At 73.4% G+C, this 16,934-nt stretch carries 17 protein-coding genes and 1 pseudogene; 8 read left to right on the top strand and 10 right to left on the bottom strand.

All coding sequences use genetic code 11. The annotated features are described in order from the left end of the window. Positions 1–6: 6 nt before the first annotated feature. On the top strand, positions 7–225 hold the full coding sequence (locus ACFZBT_RS13140) for a hypothetical protein (protein WP_391102137.1): 219 nt from the start codon (positions 7–9) through the stop codon (positions 223–225). Between the two features lie 320 nt (positions 226–545). Here ACFZBT_RS13140 and ACFZBT_RS13135 read toward each other — a convergent pair whose 3' ends face one another. Both ACFZBT_RS13135 and ACFZBT_RS13130 read right to left on the bottom strand, forming a co-directional pair. Next, positions 546–2,516, bottom strand: coding sequence for a protein-arginine deiminase family protein (locus tag ACFZBT_RS13135; protein ID WP_391102135.1), 1,971 nt, complete (start codon positions 2,514–2,516; stop codon positions 546–548). A 77-nt stretch (positions 2,517–2,593) separates the two neighbouring features. Continuing rightward, positions 2,594–3,550, bottom strand: coding sequence for a helix-turn-helix domain-containing protein (locus tag ACFZBT_RS13130; RefSeq protein ID WP_391102133.1), 957 nt, complete (start codon positions 3,548–3,550; stop codon positions 2,594–2,596). A gap of 166 nt (positions 3,551–3,716) precedes the next feature. Here ACFZBT_RS13130 and ACFZBT_RS13125 point away from each other — a divergent pair, with 166 nt between their 5' ends. Both ACFZBT_RS13125 and ACFZBT_RS13120 read left to right on the top strand, forming a co-directional pair. After that, a complete protein-coding gene (locus tag ACFZBT_RS13125) occupies positions 3,717–4,790 on the top strand; it encodes a saccharopine dehydrogenase NADP-binding domain-containing protein (protein WP_391102130.1) in 1,074 nt (357 codons plus the stop codon). Between the two features lie 135 nt (positions 4,791–4,925). After that, positions 4,926–6,206 (top strand): MFS transporter, encoded by a 1,281-nt coding sequence (locus tag ACFZBT_RS13120; protein WP_391102128.1) that lies wholly within the window; start codon positions 4,926–4,928, stop codon positions 6,204–6,206. Positions 6,207–6,227: 21 nt separating this feature from the next. Here ACFZBT_RS13120 and ACFZBT_RS13115 read toward each other — a convergent pair whose 3' ends face one another. Beyond that, positions 6,228–6,896, bottom strand: a complete 669-nt coding sequence (locus ACFZBT_RS13115) for an alpha/beta fold hydrolase (RefSeq protein ID WP_391102125.1) — start codon at positions 6,894–6,896, stop codon at positions 6,228–6,230. Positions 6,897–6,992: 96 nt separating this feature from the next. On the opposite strand from ACFZBT_RS13115, the gene ACFZBT_RS13110 reads away from it, so the two are divergent. Next, positions 6,993–7,136: a hypothetical protein gene (locus ACFZBT_RS13110; protein WP_391102123.1), complete on the top strand. Its 144-nt coding sequence runs from the start codon at positions 6,993–6,995 to the stop codon at positions 7,134–7,136. A 59-nt stretch (positions 7,137–7,195) separates the two neighbouring features. Here the strand turns inward: ACFZBT_RS13110 and ACFZBT_RS13105 are convergent, their stop codons facing one another. The 5 genes from ACFZBT_RS13105 to ACFZBT_RS13085 are packed head-to-tail and all read right to left on the bottom strand — an operon-like array spanning position 7,196 to position 12,705. After that, entirely contained in the window at positions 7,196–7,993 is a 798-nt protein-coding gene (locus ACFZBT_RS13105; protein WP_391102121.1) for a DUF1295 domain-containing protein, read from the bottom strand. Beyond that, positions 7,990–9,303: a class I SAM-dependent methyltransferase gene (locus ACFZBT_RS13100; protein WP_391102119.1), complete on the bottom strand. Its 1,314-nt coding sequence runs from the start codon at positions 9,301–9,303 to the stop codon at positions 7,990–7,992. The genes ACFZBT_RS13105 and ACFZBT_RS13100 overlap by 4 nt, the downstream gene beginning before the upstream one ends. Continuing rightward, on the bottom strand, positions 9,300–10,637 hold the full coding sequence (locus ACFZBT_RS13095) for a class I SAM-dependent methyltransferase (RefSeq protein WP_391102117.1): 1,338 nt from the start codon (positions 10,635–10,637) through the stop codon (positions 9,300–9,302). Before ACFZBT_RS13095 ends, ACFZBT_RS13100 begins: the two co-directional genes overlap by 4 nt. Beyond that, the gene (locus ACFZBT_RS13090) at positions 10,634–11,419 is read right to left on the bottom strand and encodes a DUF1365 family protein (RefSeq protein WP_391102115.1); all 786 of its coding nucleotides are present in this window, start codon (positions 11,417–11,419) and stop codon (positions 10,634–10,636) included. Before ACFZBT_RS13090 ends, ACFZBT_RS13095 begins: the two co-directional genes overlap by 4 nt. Then, positions 11,413–12,705, bottom strand: a complete 1,293-nt coding sequence (locus ACFZBT_RS13085; protein ID WP_391102113.1) for an FAD-dependent oxidoreductase — start codon at positions 12,703–12,705, stop codon at positions 11,413–11,415. The genes ACFZBT_RS13090 and ACFZBT_RS13085 overlap by 7 nt, the downstream gene beginning before the upstream one ends. A 51-nt stretch (positions 12,706–12,756) precedes the next feature. Here ACFZBT_RS13085 and ACFZBT_RS13080 point away from each other — a divergent pair, with 51 nt between their 5' ends. From ACFZBT_RS13080 to ACFZBT_RS13070, 3 genes are all read left to right on the top strand, one after another. Then, complete coding sequence (locus tag ACFZBT_RS13080) at positions 12,757–13,077, top strand: hypothetical protein (RefSeq protein WP_391102111.1); 321 nt, start codon at positions 12,757–12,759, stop codon at positions 13,075–13,077. A 309-nt stretch (positions 13,078–13,386) separates the two neighbouring features. Further along, positions 13,387–14,292, top strand: a complete 906-nt coding sequence (locus tag ACFZBT_RS13075) for a YhjD/YihY/BrkB family envelope integrity protein (RefSeq protein WP_391102108.1) — start codon at positions 13,387–13,389, stop codon at positions 14,290–14,292. Between the two features lie 145 nt (positions 14,293–14,437). Next, positions 14,438–15,121, top strand: a complete 684-nt coding sequence (locus ACFZBT_RS13070) for a DUF4232 domain-containing protein (protein ID WP_391102106.1) — start codon at positions 14,438–14,440, stop codon at positions 15,119–15,121. An 83-nt stretch (positions 15,122–15,204) separates the two neighbouring features. On the opposite strand, the gene ACFZBT_RS13065 is transcribed toward ACFZBT_RS13070, so the two are convergent. After that, positions 15,205–15,408: a hypothetical protein gene (locus tag ACFZBT_RS13065; protein WP_391102104.1), complete on the bottom strand. Its 204-nt coding sequence runs from the start codon at positions 15,406–15,408 to the stop codon at positions 15,205–15,207. A 648-nt stretch (positions 15,409–16,056) separates the two neighbouring features. Further along, positions 16,057–16,392: pseudogene (locus ACFZBT_RS13060) on the bottom strand (IS607 family transposase); the annotation flags it as partial. A gap of 239 nt (positions 16,393–16,631) precedes the next feature. On the opposite strand from ACFZBT_RS13060, the gene ACFZBT_RS13055 reads away from it, so the two are divergent. Beyond that, positions 16,632–16,928 (top strand): GYD domain-containing protein, encoded by a 297-nt coding sequence (locus tag ACFZBT_RS13055; protein ID WP_391102102.1) that lies wholly within the window; start codon positions 16,632–16,634, stop codon positions 16,926–16,928. Positions 16,929–16,934 lie beyond the last annotated feature (6 nt).

The following is a 16,934-nucleotide window of genomic DNA, read 5'->3' as shown; positions in this document are numbered from 1 at the left end:
ACGGTGGTGGCGACGTTCGTGACCGTGGCCGTGATCCTGGGCATGATCGTGGTCGGGGTCCTCCTCATCCGCCTGCTGAACTCACAGCACGGCGACCGCATGGCCGCCATCCACTACGGCCGTACCGGGATGCCTGTCGAGGGACCGGCTCCGCCGGCCCGGCGCAAGGTACGCGGGCGACTGGGCCTCAGGCGCCGCGCTCGTAAGCAAGCACGGCACGGCTGACAACCGATCAGGCCGCGGGGGAGCATGGCGTCGTGGTCGGGGGTGCCGGTGCCGGCGGTGCGGACGCCGAGGCGCTGGCCGGGTGCCTTCGAGCCGCATGCTCTGGCCGATGAGGGTGAGGACGCCGACCTCGGGGTGGTGGAAGGTCTTCTGGACTTCCTGCGACCTCGACGTCTTCGACTTCACCCTCACCCACACCCTCACCGAGGAGGAGACGGCTGCCGTCGCCGCCCTCGACGCGGGCACGTCCCAGTCCTCCGACCACAGCGCCCCCGCGATGGTCAGCAGGCCCGGACGGGTCCGCGTCGAGGACCGACCCGCTACCGCACCGGCAGCCGCCACCACGCGGCCGACGCGTCGCGCAGGGTGTTGGTGCCGCAGTGCACCTCGCCCATGCCGAGGTGGTACGTGTACCAGTCGTCGATGTACGACACCTTCATGCCGACCTTCGTGTAGACGGCGTTGACGGCCTCCGTGAAGATGTCCTTGCCGGCGATGACGGGCCCCCACTGGCGCGGGGCGAGGTAGCGGTCGCGGCCCAGGAGCACGCCGTTGACCGCGCCGGGCACGTACGCGCTGGTCGTCACCGTCGCCGGAGCCGCCGCACGCGGGGCGGCCGGGTTCTCGGCGAGCCACTTCTGCTGGCCGCGGTCCCGGAGGCTGTCCACGAGGCCGGACGCGGCGCCCATGCGGGTCAGCCGCGGCACGGGCACGTCCTGCCCCTCGGCGGAGAAGGCCTCCGACTCACGGGTGTACAGCGCGGGCACGCGCACGATCTCGGCGTCGGTGACACCCGTCTCGCGCTTGAGGATCTCCAGGTTGGCGGCGATGCGCCGGGCCGCCATCTCGTTGTCGGACACCAGGTGCCGGGAGGCGAGCGCCTGGTCGATGGTCTCCTTGGGCGCGGGACTGCCGCTGCGGCCCGGGACGGAGAACATCTTCGTCCGGCCGTGGCCGTCGCGCTTGGCGTCGCGCAGCAGCTTCAGGCCCGCCTTCGGGTCGGCGACGCCTATGCGCCAGCCGCGCGGGGTGTCGGCGGGCAGGAACTGCACGAACTCGTCGACGTGCCCGACGCCCAGCCAGGAGGTGTCCAGCAGCAGCGGGTCCTGCATGCCCTGCGACTTGAGCATCGTCCGCATCACCTTCGACGGGCGTGCCCCGCTGTCCTTGCGCTCGCCCATGATGATGCGCCCGGCCGGGAAGGAGCGCCCGCCCAGCGCGTAGGGCGGAATGGTCTCCAGGTTCCCGAAGGAGTTGAGCGACCAGTCGTCGGGCTCCGCCGGGTCGGTCACCTGCACGACGCCGGTGTCCCTGCCGCGGATCTTCTCGAACAGCTCGCGGCCCGCGTCCCGGTCCGGCTGGGCGGAGCGCAGCATCACGCGCATCACCTGCGGCTGCCCGTCCGGCCCGGTCATGTTGACGTAGGCCGGTTCGACGAAGTCCTGGGCCCAGGGGTCGGCGTACTTGGTGAACTTGACCAGCGGCGTGGTGACCCCGGCCTTCTTGACCTCCTTGCCGAGTTCGGCGACGAACTTCTGCTGGAGGCGGCTGTACTCGCCCTGGCCCTGGACCTCGGTCACCATCACCTGCTGGGTGTTCTGCAGATGGTGCTGGGTCAGCAGCGGTGCGACCCGCAGGGTCACGGCGTCGGAGGTGGACTTTTGCCCGGAGGTCACCGTCAGCCGGACGACCGCACGGCCGTCCCACTTAGCGGTGTCCCGGACGACGTCTGTGGCCTCGACGCCGAACTCCACGCCGGCCCGCAGCTCGGTGGCGGTCAGCCGGGTCGCCGGAGTCACCAGGACCCAGGCACCGGCGCGCTTGAGGAAGAGGTGTGCGTGCTTGCCGCCCGTGGTGATCTTCAGGCTGCCCTTGGCGTTCGCGGGGAGGCCGGGCAGGGGCACGGAACGGACCCGGGCGAGGTCGGCGGCGTCCGCGGCGCCGTTGACCTTGGTGTCGGTGCCGTCGTTGCACGCGGCCAGCTTGGCGTCGGACAGGGGTCTGCCGCCCGGCCCGGTGACGGGACACCGCTTGGTGTCGTCGTCGATGTTGGGCAGGTAGACGGCCCCGCGCCCGACCGACCAGCTGTCCTCGCCGGTCTTGTCGCTGCCGCCGGTGACATCGACCCGCCCGTCGCGGTTCACGTCGGCGCGCAGATCGGCACGGCCGGGCGTCTCGGCGGCGGAGGCGGAGCCGGCCGGGCCGGCCAGCACGGATCCGGCCGCGGCGAGGGCCAGGACCAGCGACCCGGCCGGAATCAGACGTGGACGTATGGGAGTACGTGAACGCACAGCGCGGTCCTCTCGGTTGGGGGGTGGCGCTGTGCAAGAGGCGGAAGAAGGCCTGTGCGTTGCTTGTGAGGGGGCAGTTACCGCTCGGGTGCCGTGTGGCGTGAGCGGAACGTCCGGCGGTAGGAGTCCGGCGGCACGCCGACCGTCCGGTTGAAGTGCCGGCGCAGTGTCGTGGCGGTACCCATGCCGGTGGCCGTCGCGATGGCGTCGACCGTGTCGTCGGTGGTCTCCAGCAACTCCTGGGCGCGGCGGATCCGTTGGGTCAGCAGCCAGCGCAGGGGTGTGGTGCCGGTCGCCGCCCTGAAGTGGCGGCCCAGGTTGCGCGAGCTCATCCGCGCCCGGCGGGCCAGGTCCTCCACGGTGAGTTGCTGGTCGAGGCGCTCCAGCGCCCAGGGGAGCAGCGCGGCGAGCGGATGGTCGTCCCGGGTGGGCACCGGGGCGGCGACGAACTGGGCCTGGCCGCCTGCCCGGTGCGGCGGAACGACCAGGCGGCGGGCCACCGCGTTGGCGATCGCCGAGCCGTGGTCGAGGCGGACGAGGTGCAGGCACAGATCCATCGCGGCGGCCTTGCCGGCGGAGGTGAGCACGCTGCCGTTGTCCACGTAGAGGACGTCCGGATCGACCTCGACGAGCGGATGGAGGCCGGCCAGGACCTCGGTGTGGGCCCAGTGCGTGGTCGCGCGCCGCCCGTCCAGCAGCCCGGCCGCCGCCAGGACGAACGCGCCCGTGCACAGGGAGGCCACGCGCGCACCCGCCTCGTGGGCCGCGCGTACCGCGTCGACGAGTTCGGCGGGCGGGTCCACGTCGACGTCCGCCCAGCCGGGCACGATCACGGTGCCGGCGTGCCGGAGCCGGTCGAGCCCGTGGTCGGGCTCCAGCCGGAACCGGCCGACGCGCACGGCGTCCGGACCGCAGACCTCGACGTCGTACCAGGGGACGGTCACGGCCGCCGGGGGCGGGCCGAACACCTCGTAGGCCAGGGACAGTTCGAAGTGCAGCATGCCCTCGGTGACGGCGAGCGCGACAGTGGTCATGTCCGAAACTGTACGGGGCACGTCGTTCCGGACACTCACGGCGGTGCGCCCGCCCTCGCCAGGATGGTCACGCCGGGTCGAGCGGAGCCGGCGGATCGTTTCGAGCGGTTCATTCGAGCGAGCGGTTCATTCGAGCAAGCGGTTCATTCGAGCAGGGGGAGAAGTCATGGGATCGGCGATGCGACCGGGGCGGACGGTGACGGTGTTCGGCGCGTACGGACACACGGGGCGCTTCATGGTGGCCGAACTGAGGGCGCGCGGATTCGTCCCCGTCCTCTCCGGCCGCGACGCCGGCAAGCTGCGGACGCTGGCGGCAGCCCTCCCCGGCACTCCCGAGGTCCGGCCGGCCTCGGTCGACGACCCCGCCGCGCTCGACCGCGCCCTCGACGGCGCGGACGCCGTGATCAACTGCGCCGGTCCCTTCGCCGTGACCGCCGCTCCCGTGATCGAGGCGGCCCTGCGCGCCGGGATCCCGTACGTCGACGTGGCGGCCGAGATCGAGGCCAACCTCGACACCTTCACGCACTTCGCGGACCGCGCCCGCGCGGCGGGAGCCGTGGTCGTCCCCGCGATGGCGTTCTACGGCGGCCTCGGCGACCTGCTGGCCACCGCCGCGATGGGGGACTGGACGGCGGCCGACGAGGTGAACATCGCCTATGGGCTGAGCGGTTGGCACCCCACCCCCGGGACCCGTGTCGCGGGCACGGTCTCCCGGGAGCGCCGGTCCGGCCGGCGCGTCCGCTACACGGACGGGCGGCTGGAGTACCACGACGACGAGACGACCCTCCTCAAGTGGCCCTTCCCCGAACCGATGGGCACCCGGGAGGTCGTCGGGGAGTTCACGATGGCCGACGTCGTCACCGTCCCCAGCCACCTCTCCGTCCCCGAGGTGCGCACCCACATGGCGACCGAGGCGGCGGGCGACCTCTCGGCCCCCGACACCCCGGCGCCGACCGCCGCCGACGCCGACGGCCGTTCCGACCAGACGTTCGTGGTCGACGTGGTCGTACGGCGCGGCGACGGCGAACGCCGCGCCGTGGCTCGCGGCCGGGACATCTACGCCGTCACCGCGCCCCTCGCCGTGGAGGCCGTCCACCGCGTCCTCACCGGCCGCACCCGCACCCGCACCCTCGGCGTCGCCTCCGCCGGCCGGATCTTCGACGCCCCCGACTTCCTGCGCGCCCTGTCCCCGCACATCACCCTCGACCCGCTCCCGGAGCGGACGGCGTCGGCGTCCTGAGGGCCGGGGCGGGCGCCGCGTCCGTCCGACGGGTATGCGCCCCCGGCCCCGGCGAGGTTCGGCGGGCGCGCGGCGACCCTCGACGAGAGTGGCCGTATGCGGTATATGCGGCGTATGGCCGGGTCGAGACCGTCCATGCTGACGCGCGTGGTGCTGGCGACGACGATCGGCACCGCGCTGGAGTGGTACGGCTTCATCCTGTTCAGCACGATGAGCGCGCTCGTCCTGAACCGGCTGTTCTTCCCGCCCGGCGACCCGGTCGCGGCGACCCTGGCGTCCTTCGCCACGTTCGCCGTCGGGTTCGCCGTCCGGCCGCTCGGCGCGCTGGTCATCGGGCACTACGGGGACCGGCTGGGCCGCAGACGGATGCTGGTGATCACGCTGGTCACCGTCGGCCTGGCCAGTGCCCTGATGGGCGCGCTGCCGACGTACGCGACCGCCGGGGCGTGGGCGCCAGCGCTGCTCGTCGTGCTGCGGATGATCCAGGGGTTCGGCGCGGGCGCCGAGTACGCGGGGGCCTCCCTGACCCTGGCCGAGTTCGCCACGCCGGAGCGTCGCGGACGGTACGCCGCCATTCCCCCGGCGGGTGCGGCGGTCGGCGCGCTGCTCTCGGCCGGGGCCGTCGCCGCCGTGGCGGCCCTGCCCCGGGACGACTTCCTCGACTGGGGCTGGCGTATCCCCTTCCTGGTCACCCTCCTCGTCACGGCGACCGGCTTCTACATCCGCGTCGGCGTGGCCGAGAGCCCGATGTTCGAGCAGGTCAAGCGGGAGCGCGCAGTCGCCCGGGCCCCCGCCGTGGAGCTGGCCCGCGGGGCTCCGCGCACCCTCGTCCTCGGGGTGGTCAGCAGCATCGGGCCGAACGTCGCCGCCTACATCCCGGTGGTGTTCGCGCTCGCCTACCTCACGGAGCGGCTCGGCGTCTCCCGTACGGTCACCCTCGTCGGCGCGCTGGTCTACTTCGCGTGCAGCGCGGTGGCGATGCCGGTGGCCGGGGCGCTGGGCGACGCGGTCGGCCGCGGGACGGTGCTCGGCTGGGCCATGGTCGCCGCGGCGGCGTTCGCGTTCCCCTTCTTCTGGCTGCTGGACACCGGGGAGGCCGGATGGGTGTGGTTCGCGTTCGGCCTGAGCGGGCTGCTGCTGGGGGCCCAGCTCGGCGCCCAGGCGGGCTTCCTGGCGGACCTGTTCACGACCAGGACCCGGTTCAGCGGAGTCGCCCTCAGCCGTGAGGTGGCGGCGGCGCTGGCGGGCGGCACCGCACCCCTCATCGCGGCCGCGCTGCTGGAGGCGGCCGGGGGAGAACCCTGGCCGGTGGTCCTGTACATGAGCGTGCTGCTGCTGATCAGCGCGCTGGCGGTGGCCCTGATCCACGGCTTCGGACGGCGCGAGCGGCGGGGCGAGGCCGGGCGACGGCCCTGAAGGGGCCCCGGGCCGGGCGAGTCAGGGCGGGAGCATGCCCACGACGGTAGAGGCCGCGAGGCGGTGCCAGTTCGTGTCGCCCCGGAGCATCGCGTGGTCACCGCCCGGCACGAGTCGTATGTCCGCCCGGGCCCCGGCCGCGCGGGCCCGGTCCACGTATGCCACCGACGCGCTCGGGTCGGTGACGCGGTCCCGGTCCCCGTGGAGCACGACGACGTCCTTGTCCCGCAACTGGCTCACCGGCTCGCCGTCCGGGCACCAGGGCGCCAGCGCCAGCACCGCCCGGACCTGCGGCGCGCCCGCGGCGCGCAGGGCCGCGCGACCCCCCATCGAGTGCCCCACCAGGACCACCGGGACGTCGCCGGCGCGGCGCGCGAGCTCGTCGAGCGCCCGCCGGACGTCCCGCAGGGCGTCGCCCTCGGCGCCGTTCCAGCCGCGCACCCGGTAGCGCACCTCGCCCAGGAAGACCCCGTCGTCCGGCAGCGCGGCGGCCACGGCCCGCACGAAGGGCCTCATCCGCAGGGCCGCCAGATGCCAGGGCCGGGACGGGCTCCGGCCCTCGGACCGGCCGCCGTGCAGGAACAGCACGGCGGCGCGCGGCGCCCCGGGGACGCGGCGCGGCACCAGCGCCGCCTGCGCGCCGGGCGTCCCGGGCGCCCCGGGGGTGCCCTCCCGATCGTGAACCGTCATCGGCGCTCCTCACATGTCCCCTTCCGGGGGTTCCCTTCAAGGGTCATCCGTAGCCGGCACGGCGGACGGACGGGTGGGCCGCCATCCGCCGGGCCCATGGACCCCGGCCGCGCCGATCAGGCCGTACTGACGCGGGGTGCCGTGGACGGGGCGTCGGGCACGGGGATCACCGTCGAGCCGGCGGACGGCTCCGAGCGGCCCACCTCGGCGACGGTGGCGGGGATGGCCTTCCCCGTGTGACGCCGGGCGTCACGCCCGTCGGCGGGCCCTGGCGTCGGCCGATCGTCCGCGCCCGCCGCTCACTTGGGTGGCAGCGGGAAGAAGCCGCTGGTCCGGGCCGCGTACGCGGCATACCCCGGACGCTCGGCCATGTGCCGTTCCAGCAGCCGCTTCCCGCTTCCCTTGGTCAGCAGCAGGCTCATGACCACCGGCGACACGAGGACGGCCGCCGCCGCGGCGGGCGCGTCGCAGGCGATCAGGAACAGGCCCCACCACACGCAGAAGTCCCCGAAGTAGTTGGGATGGCGGGTGTAGCGCCACAGCCCCCGGTCCATGATCCGGCCCTTGTTCCCCGGATCCGCCTTGAACCGGGCGAGCTGGGCGTCCCCGACCGCCTCGAAGAACATGCCGGCCGCCCACAGACAGGCGCCCGCGGCGGCGAACGCCGTCATCGGCCCGGTGATGTACTGCGCGGCCTGCACCGGCAGCGACACCAGCCACACCAGCGCGCCCTGCAGCAGATACACGACCCGCAGCGCGTAAAGGTTCCGGTTGCCGGGAGCCTTCGCCAGCATCTCCTCGTAACGCGGGTCCTCGCCGTGTCCGCGCCCGCGCCGGGCGATGTGCCAGGCGAGGCGGATTCCCCACACCGCCGTCAGCACGGTGACGAGGATCCGCCGCCCGGGGTCACCGGTGCCCGCCGACGCCGCGAAGGACGCCACGGCCACCGCGGTGAAGCCGAGCCCCCAGGCCACGTCGACGATCCGGTGCACGCCCTTGCGCACGGCGACGGCGAAGGTCCCCAGCATCACGGCGAGAGCGGCCCCGGCGGACCAGGCGAGGCCGGTCGCGAACGCGGCCCAGGCGAATCCGTTCACGGCCCCTCCAGCCCGGTGTACCAGTCCTCGGGCGTCGAGGGCATCCCACCGCACCCCTCGGCTGTCGGCCGTACGCAGAGCAGCTGGTCCACTCCCATGCGCCGCTCCTCGAAGGCCAGCGCCCCGCCGACCAGGTACAGCCGCCACACCCGGGCGGTCTCCTCGCCGACGAGTCCCACGACTTCGTCCCAGCGTTCCTCCAGGGTCCGGTGCCAGGCGCCGATCGTCCGCACGTAGTGCTCGCGCAGCGACTCCACGGACCGCACCTCAAGACCGGCCCCCTCCAGCAGCCCGGCCGTCTCGCCCACCGGCCGCATGTGCATGTCGGGCGCGATGTACGCCTCGATGAAGGCACCGCCCCCGGGCGCCGTCCGCCCGCGCGACATCTGCTGCACCAGCACCCGGCCGAGCGGCCGCACCAGCCGGTGCAGGGCGGCGGCGAAGGCCGGGTACTCGGCGTCCCCGACGTGCTCGCCCATCTCGACGGAGGCGACCGCGTCGTAGCCGCCGCCCGTGATGTCCCGGTAGTCCTGGCACACCACCTCCACCCGGTCCTGAAGACCTCGCTCGTACACCCGCGCACGGACGTACGCCGCCTGCTCACGGGCCAGGGTCACCGCGGTGACGCGCGCCTCGTGCCGCTCGGCGGCGTACAGGGTGAGCGAGCCCCAGCCGCAGCCGACGTCGAGCAGCCGGGCGCCGGGCGCCAGGCCGAGCTTGCGGCAGATCAGCTCCAGCTTGGCGCGCTGGGCGTCGGCCGCGGTGAAGCCGGGGGCCCCGCTCGCCCAGTAGCCGCACGAGTAGGCCATCGTCTCGTCGAGGAGCAGCCGGTAGAACGCGTTGGACAGGTCGTAGTGGTGGCTGATCGCGGCCCGGTCGCGGGCCCTGCTGTGCAGGCCGCCGCGCAGCCGCGCCTGGGAGGCCGGCGGAGCCGGGGGCGGCCCGACGGCACCGAGGCTCAGGGCGGTGCCGACCGCCCGGACGCGGTCGGCGGCGCGCAGCCGGGGCGTGTGCCGTCCCCGCTCCCGCGCGGCGGCCCACAGGCCGCGCAGCCCGTCGCCGAGCCCGCCCTCGACGTCGAGCTCTCCCGTGACGTACGCCTGCGCCAGGCCCAGTTCGCCGGGCCGCCAGAGCAGGCGGCGCAGCGCGCGCCGGGACCGTACGACGACCACCGGGCCGCCGTCCGGTCCTGTCTCGCTGCCGTCCCAGGCGCGGACCCGCACCGGGAGGGGACCGCCGAGCACGGTCTCGACGGCGGAGACGAGCCGGTGGGCGGCGCCGGGCCGGGTGAGGGTGGTGGGGGGAGTCATCGGGGCGTGGCCTCCTTGGTGAGCAGGTACTGCTGCACGTCCAGGTAGCCGGAGCGGAATCCGGCCTCGGAGTAGGCGAGGTAGAACGTCCACAGCCGGCGGAACGTCTCGTCGAAGCCGAGCGCGGCGACCTCGTCCGCGCGTCCGGCGAAGCGCTCGCGCCACAGGCGCAGGGTCTCGGCGTAGTGGGCGCCGTAGGCGTCCCGGCGGGTGACGCTCAGCCGGGTGTGCTCGCGCACGGTCGCGGCGACGGCCTCCACGGAGGGGATCAGGCCGCCGGGGAAGACGTACTTGGAGATCCAGGTGAAGGTGTCCCGGGCGGCGAGCATCCGCTCGTGGGGCATGGTGATGGCCTGGAGGGCGGCGCGTCCGCCGGGGGCCAGCCGTTCGTCGAGGACGCGGAAGTAGACGGGCCAGAACTCCGCGCCCACCGCCTCGACCATCTCCACGCTCAGGACGGCGTCGTAGGTGCCGCGTGCCTCGCGGTAGTCGCACAGCTCCACCGAGACCCGCTCGGCGAGGCCGGCCGCCGCCACGCGCTCACGGGCCAGGGCGGCCTGTTCGCGGGAGAGGGTGAGCGAGGTGACGTGCGCGCCGCGCGCGGCGGCGCGGATCGCCAGTTCGCCCCACCCGGTGCCGATCTCCAGCACCCGGGTGCCCTCCCGCACCCCGGCGAGGTCGAGGAGCCGGTCGATCTTGCGGTGCTGGGCGGCGGCGAGCAGGTCCCAGTCGGCGGGGAAGCCGCGGAAGAGCGCCGAGGAGTAGCTGAGGGTGTCGTCGAGGAACAGCGCGAAGAGGTCGTTGGACAGGTCGTAGTGGCTGCTGATGTTGGTGCGGGAGCCGCCCGGGGTGTTGCGCTGGACGTCCGGCCGGCGAGGCGCCCACAGTCCGCGCAGCCGTTGCAGCGGTGCGGGGATCAGCTCGCCCATGCGCGCCGCGAGCACGGTGAGGGCGGCGACCAGGTCGGGCGCGTCCCACTCGCCGGCCATGTACGACTCGCCGAAGCCGACCAGGCCGTGGCTGCCCACCCGGGCGTGGAAGGCCCGAGGGTCGCGGAGGTCCAGCACGGGTCCGCCCTGCCCGAGCGAGGTGCCGTCGGGGAAGCGGACACACAGCGGCAGGTCCCGCAGGGCATGGCGTACGACGGCCGCCGTGATCTCGGTCCGGGCCCGGGAGGCCTTCGGCGGCCGGGCCACGTCGGGCCAGCGGGCCGCGTCCACGGCCACGGTCTCGGCGGCGGCGGTGGCGGGGGCCTCGGCGGGCAAGGCGGCGGCCTCGGCGGGCACGGCCGTGGTCCGCTCCGTGCCGCCGGGTCGGAGCTCGGCTGTCGTCATGCGGGGTTCTCCCTGTTCTCGTGGTCGGGTCGGGGCTGGTTCCGGTGGTCGGGCCGGGGCCGGACGGGCAGTCCGCGCAGATACAGGCGGATGCCGTGCAGACGGATGGCCGCGGACACGGCGAGCGTGGACCAGGGCCGGTGCAGGGCCAGCCGCAGCAGCGTTCCCGTACGGGCTTCGTGACGTGCCCCGCGCACGGTCGCGGTGAAGGGCCTGCCGCCCTCCCGCTCCAGGTGCACGGTGAGGTCGAGCCGGTCGCCGGGGGCGGGCAGCCGCATGCGGTAGCGGCCGTCGACGGGGAAGAACGGCGAGACGTAGAACTCCTTGCCCACCTCCGCCGTCCCCGAGGCGTCGGGGCGCAGCAGATAGCAGTGCCGCTCGCCGTAGGTGTTGTGGACCTCGGCGACGACACAGCGCAGGGTGCCGTCGGGGCCGTGGCACCAGTAGACGGTGAGCGGGTTGAAGACGTACCCGAAGACCCGTGCGTGGGTGAGCATCACGACCCGGCCGCCGTCCAGCCGCACCCCGTGGCCGGCCAGGAAGGCGTCCAGTCCCGCGCGGATGGAGGCGTGCTCCCCGAAGAAGTGGTCGCGCGACTCGAAGCGCGCCAACGGACGCAGTACGTACGGAAGTTCCGGGAGCCGGTCGGGGTCGACGAGCCACATGTAGGTGCGGTGGCGCAGGGCGTACCGCAGAGGCGCGGTGCGCACGTGGGCGATCACGCAGCGGTAGAGGGCGGGGGTCCGCACCGGTACGGGTATGAGCGCGGGCGCCGTCACCATCGCACCCCCAGCGCCGCGGCGGCCGCCACCCCGGACCGGCAGCCGTCCTCATGGAAACCCCAGCCGTGATAGGCGCCGGCGAACGCCGTGACGGGGCCGCTCAGTTCGGGCAGCCGCTGCTGTGCGGCCACCGACTCCGGGGTGTAGACGGGGTGTTCGTAGACACTGCGGGCCCGCACCAGGCCGGGATCGACACGGTCCTCGCCGCCGAGGGTGACGACGAACGTCTCGGGGGCGTCGAGCCGCTGCAGCCGGTTCATGTCGTAGCTGACCCGCACCCGGTCGGCGCCCGCCCCGCACGACGGCATCAGGTAGTTCCACGACGCCCGCGCCCCGCGCGCACGCGGCAGCAGCCGGGTGTCGGTGTGCAGGAGCGCGCTGTTGCGGGAGTACCGGAAGGCGCCGAGCACCTCCTTCTCCTCCGGCGTGGCATCGGCCAGCAGCCGCAGGGCCTGGTCGGGGTGGGTCGCGAGGACCACCGAGTCGTACGACCGTGTGGTGCCGTCGGCCGTGGTGAGGCTGACGCCGTCGGGATGCCGCCGCAGGGCCCGGACCGGAGCCGCGAGGCGCACCTCGTCCAGCCGGGCGGCCACCCGCTCGACGTACGCGCGGGAGCCGCCGGTGACGGTGCGCCACGTCGGGGAACCGCTCACCGAGAGCAGCCCGTGGTGCTCCAGGAAGCGGAACAGGTAGGCGGCCGGGTAGCGCTGGGCGATACCGGCGTCGCAGGACCACACCGCCGACACGAGCGGGGTCATGAAGTGGGTGCGGAAGTATGGCGAGAAGCCCTCATGGTCCAGGAACTCCCCGAGAGTGAGGGCCCGCTCCTCCGCCCCGCGCGCGAGGTGGCGCCGCGCGGCCCGGTGGAAGGCGGGCACCTCCGTGAGCATCCGCAGATAGGCCCCGCGCAGGGCGTTGCGGGGCCGGGCGAACAGCCCGCCGGGGCCGCGGGCCCCGGCGTACTCCAGACCGCAGCCCTCGCACCGCACCGACATGCTCATCTCCGACTCCTGCGTGGCGACGCCGAGTTCGCCGAAGAGGCGCAGGAGGTTCGGGTAGGTGCGGCGGTTGTGCACGATGAAGCCGGAGTCGACGCGGTACGTCGCGCCGCCGCGCGAGGCCAGTTCGTGGGTGTGGGCGTGCCCGCCGAGCCGGTCGTCGGCCTCGAACAGCGTGACGTGACGCGCCCGGGCGAGCACGTACGCGGCGGCCAGCCCCGCCACCCCGCTGCCGATCACGGCCGTACGCCGCCGCTCCCGGACAGCGTTCCCCGGCACCTGTGACATCGCCTCTCCTCCTGGTCGGACACGGACACGGACACGGACACGGACACGGACATGGCCACGGGCACGGACGGGCCCGGACTCCGACGTGGACCCGCGCGTCATCCGGAACCACCGCGCGAGCGGACCGCACCGTCCCGCTACCAGGTACTTCCGGGCGCGGACGCCGTACGGATGCCGGAGCGGCCCTGGAATCCGGAGCGGATCCGCCCTCGGACCGGGACCGACCCGCCCCTTTCCGGTCGCCTGGAGCGTCGCGGGTTCGTGATCGCGGCGTCCGCTGCCGCTGCCGCTGCCGCGTCCGCCGGGGCCGGTGCGCCGGGGCCGGTCCTGGGCGGCTCACGCGGCCGGGACGCGGTCGCCTCCCGCGCGTAGCCCGGCTACCGCATGGACACCGCATTCGTCGTGCCAAAGGCGGACGCGACGGAAGGGCGGCTGCGCATCCACGGCCCGGGCGTCACCCGGCCGGTCGCCCTCGGGGACGGCCGCGACGCCCCGCTCGCGGAGGGCAGGGCACCGCCGGCGCGACGCCCCGCTCGCGGAGGGCAGGGCACCACCGGCGCGACGCCCCGCCCTCCGCGTAAGAGCAGCTCAACCCCGAGGCACGACACCACCCCGTCACCCCGGCCGCCTACAGTGGCCGTACCCACGTCCGCCTCAGCACGTCCGCACGGCAGGCCCTCCATGTCCGCTGAACCGCACTCCCCGGCAGCCCACGACCCTGCCGCCGGCACCGCCCCGCGCCCGGGCGACCGGCCCTGGGCGGCTGCCCTGCGCCGCACCCCGGTGTCGATGTGGAACGACGACGTGTCGGACTTCGCCGCCGCCCTCACCTACTACGCGATCCTGGCCGTGCTGCCCGCCCTGCTGGTCACGGCGATCGCGTTCGGCCTGATCAGCCCGGGCACGGCCGAGGCATTCATCGCGCACGTCACCGCCTACGCGCCCGGCCAGTCGGGTGCCCCGCTGCACGACGTGCTGTCCCGCACCCTGCACGACGGTTCGGCCGTCTGGACCCTGCTGTTCGGCGGCATCGTGAGCGCGCTGTGGTCCGCCTCCAGCTACCTCGCCGTCTTCCGCCGGGCCCTGCACCGTATGCACCGGGTGGCCGACAGCCGCTCGCCCTGGCGCAAGGCGCACCGCATCCTGCTCACCGCGCTCGCCCTGCTCGGTCTGCTCGTCCTCGGTTCCCTCGTCCTGCTGCTGAGCGGCCCCGCCGCCGAGAGCATCGGCCGCTATCTCGGCCTCGGCGCGATGGCCGCGTGGACCTGGAGCCTGCTGCGCTGGCCCCTGCTGCTGTGCGTGGTGGCCCTGCTGGTCGTCATCGTCTTCCACACCGGCCCCAGGGCGGCCCGCACCCGCGGCCACAGCCTCCCCGGCGGAGCCCTGGCCGCAGCCCTGTGGCTCACCGTCTCCGCGGGCTTCGCCCTCTACGCCTCCGCGCTGAGCACCTACAGCAGGCTGTACGGCTCCCTCGCCGGCGTCGTGGTCTTCCTCGTCTGGCTGTGGCTGTCCAACCTGGCGCTGCTGGCCGGCGCCCAGTTCACGGCCGAACTGAGCGATCCGGAGTCCGCACGCCGCCGCGGCTGAGGCTGTGTCACGGGCGCGTGACAGCGATGTCCGGGACAGGAGACGGCGTGAACCGGCACCGCGGAGCGACCGTCTTGATGATCGTAAACGCGCGGTACCGATCACTTGGTGTCCCGCATTTGTCGTTCCTTGGAGGATTTCCGCGATGAACCGTCGTCTGCGCACCGCCCTCGCCGTGACCGCCGTGATCGGCTCGGGCCTGCTGATGACCGCGTGCGGGGGCGGTGACGAGTCGTCGGCGTCGGACTCCCCGGCGGCGTCCTCCAGCCAGTCGAGCACGACGGCGGCCGGCGACGGCGACAGCAGCGGTTCCGGCACCTCGAAGTCCTCCGGCGGCGGGGCCGCGGGCAGCGCCTCGTCGGACAAGTCCGGTACGGGCGGCGGCGACGCGTCCGGCAGCGGCGCGTCCGGAGACAAGAAGGGCTACGGGCAGAGCTGTGGCACCAACGACATCTCCTGGAGCGTGACCTCCGAGTCCCAGGCCGGCGGCTACTTCCTGATCAAGGCCCAGGCCAAGTCCGGCATCACCTGCGTCCTCCCCGCCGAACTGCCGGTCGTCGCCTTCGGCTCGGACGGCACGGAGGCCGCGCCGGCGGAACAGTCCGCGGGTCAGCCGATCACCCTGCGCGCGGGCGTCACCGCCTACGCCGGCGTCAACCCGAAGACCACCAAGGAGGACGGCGGCAAGGAACTGGACAGCCTCATCGTCTCCGTCTCCAACGACGACCCGAACCCGGAGTCCCTGAAGGTCGATTCCTACATCGTCGACAAGCCGATCGTCACCAGTTGGCACACGTCCCCCGCCGACGCTGTCCCCTTCTCGGGCTGAGCACCGGGAAAACCACGGGAAAGGGCCGGACCACTGAGTGGTCCGGCCCGCTGCTTCGGCGCCGATTCGAGCCCGGCCCGCCCTCAGATGGCCGTCCGCGGCTGTGGCACCGACAAGGCCCGCACCGCCGAACCCGAGACGAGCACCGCCGAGAGAGCGATCAGACCGGTCAGGACGTCCTGGATCTGCGCCGCGGGCGCATAGACGATCACGATGACGATGAGCAGGGACGCCCAGTCCCGCGGGCGGGCGATGGACAGTACAGAGCGAGTTGGAGCCACAGTCATTGCGGTACCTCCTGGTCCTCGTTGCTGCTTGCACTCATAGTGGCCTCTCCGCCGCCAGGACGGCCGTTGAGCACCCCGGACAAGGTCAACGGTCCCTCGAACGGGCGATCGTGGAGGCGAGTTGCCGGCAACTCGCGCCGAACGACTCCCGAACGGCCGTTGCTTTGAGTCTCAGTGACTCACAGCATTCCGGGCGTTTCCGCCCGGAAGGTTCGTGACGGTGTCACCAGAGTGCGAGTTGCTCGCGTCTGGTGCCCTGTCGACGATCTCTCGTTTCCGTCCCCTGGCGGGGTGTTGCGCCAGCCGCCCGCGTGCCCGTCCCCTTGCGGGTCCGGGCGGTGCGGGTCTCGGTGTGTTTGGCCTCGTTGAACGCCTTCCGCAACGACGGCAGCGACCACGACCGCCACGGAACGCGCTCTGCTTCGGGGACGCCGTGGTTTTCCTCCGCCGCACGCTGCGACCAACTCGCCAGTACATGCCGCACCGCCCAGTTGTAGGCGACCCGCGCCGCCCCACAATGCGAGGCCAGAGCCCGCAGGGCGGACACGTTGGGGTCGAGGGCGAGCCTGTGGCCCACAACGTGGAAGCCGGGCCGCGCCTCGAACCCCCGGCGCTTCTCCTTCCCGCTCCCGGCCGGCTCCGCCCCGCTCATCCGGTCGTCTCCGCCGCCGGGGCGGTGGCCTCGGCGATAGCGCGGGCGGCACGGTTCTTCGCCGCCCGCTGCCCGTACAACCGGGCGCACATCGAGGTGAGGACTTCGGTGATGTCCCGGACCAGGTCGCTGCTCGTCTCCTGCGGATCGAGCACCACCAGGCGCCGGCCGGAAGCCGACAACGCCGATTCCAGATACTCGACGCCGAAGCGGGCCAGCCGGTCGCGATGCTCCACCACGATGACGACAACGGCCGGGTCCGACAGAACACGGTGCAGCTTTCGCCGCTTCCCGTTCAGCCCGGATCCGACCTCGGTCACAACCTCGGCGACGGCGAGCCCCAGCCCGGCCGGTCCGGCCCCGAGGGCGACCATGTCGGTCGTGCTCCGGGTCTGCCTGTCTGTCACGAGACGGGATGGTAAGTCCAGCGAAGTGGCTTACTTGACGAAAATCACCTGAACGAGAGGGCCACGCTCATATTACTCATTTCGGGTGCGCATATTGAGCATGTTTCATGGCTTCCGTCCAGAATCGGTAGCACGATGTGTTCCCTCTCGAAGGCGAAACGATCATGCCGACGTATGTCACGCTGCTGAACTGGACCGATCAAGGGATCCGGAACTACAAGGACACGGCGAAGCGCGCCGAGGCCTTCGCCGCGGGGGTCCAGAAGCTCGGCGCGAAGCTTCTGACCCTCTACTGGACCGTCGGCCCGTACGACCTCATGGCCGTGGTCGAGGCGCCCGACGACGAGACCGCCACCGCGGCTCTCCTGCAGCTCGGCGGGGTGGGCAACGTCCGCACCACGACCCTGCGGGCCTTCGGGCAGGAGGAGATGACTCGCATCATCGCCAAGGCCGCCGGCTGAGCCGCC

Source organism: Streptomyces sp. NPDC008137 (assembly GCF_042957035.1).
Classification (GTDB): Bacteria; Actinomycetota; Actinomycetes; order Streptomycetales; family Streptomycetaceae; genus Streptomyces.
This window is presented reverse-complemented; position numbering and strand designations above follow the sequence as displayed.

Excerpts from the sequence above, each read along its gene's own strand:
- ACFZBT_RS13090 (WP_391102115.1), bottom strand. The coding sequence starts at position 11,419 with ATGGTGACGGCGCCCGCGCTCATACCCGTACCGGTGCGGACCCCCGCC.
- ACFZBT_RS13110 (WP_391102123.1), top strand. The coding sequence starts at position 6,993 with ATGGACCCCGGCCGCGCCGATCAGGCCGTACTGACGCGGGGTGCCGTG.
- ACFZBT_RS13115 (WP_391102125.1), bottom strand. The coding sequence starts at position 6,896 with ATGACGGTTCACGATCGGGAGGGCACCCCCGGGGCGCCCGGGACGCCC.
- ACFZBT_RS13130 (WP_391102133.1), bottom strand. The coding sequence starts at position 3,550 with ATGACCACTGTCGCGCTCGCCGTCACCGAGGGCATGCTGCACTTCGAA.
- ACFZBT_RS13080 (WP_391102111.1), top strand. The coding sequence starts at position 12,757 with ATGGCCACGGGCACGGACGGGCCCGGACTCCGACGTGGACCCGCGCGT.
- ACFZBT_RS13055 (WP_391102102.1), top strand. The coding sequence starts at position 16,632 with ATGCCGACGTATGTCACGCTGCTGAACTGGACCGATCAAGGGATCCGG.
- ACFZBT_RS13065 (WP_391102104.1), bottom strand. The coding sequence starts at position 15,408 with ATGACTGTGGCTCCAACTCGCTCTGTACTGTCCATCGCCCGCCCGCGG.
- ACFZBT_RS13070 (WP_391102106.1), top strand. The coding sequence starts at position 14,438 with ATGAACCGTCGTCTGCGCACCGCCCTCGCCGTGACCGCCGTGATCGGC.
- ACFZBT_RS13120 (WP_391102128.1), top strand. The coding sequence starts at position 4,926 with ATGCTGACGCGCGTGGTGCTGGCGACGACGATCGGCACCGCGCTGGAG.
- ACFZBT_RS13125 (WP_391102130.1), top strand. The coding sequence starts at position 3,717 with ATGGGATCGGCGATGCGACCGGGGCGGACGGTGACGGTGTTCGGCGCG.
- ACFZBT_RS13100 (WP_391102119.1), bottom strand. The coding sequence starts at position 9,303 with ATGACTCCCCCCACCACCCTCACCCGGCCCGGCGCCGCCCACCGGCTC.
- ACFZBT_RS13085 (WP_391102113.1), bottom strand. The coding sequence starts at position 12,705 with ATGTCACAGGTGCCGGGGAACGCTGTCCGGGAGCGGCGGCGTACGGCC.
- ACFZBT_RS13095 (WP_391102117.1), bottom strand. The coding sequence starts at position 10,637 with ATGACGACAGCCGAGCTCCGACCCGGCGGCACGGAGCGGACCACGGCC.
- ACFZBT_RS13075 (WP_391102108.1), top strand. The coding sequence starts at position 13,387 with ATGTCCGCTGAACCGCACTCCCCGGCAGCCCACGACCCTGCCGCCGGC.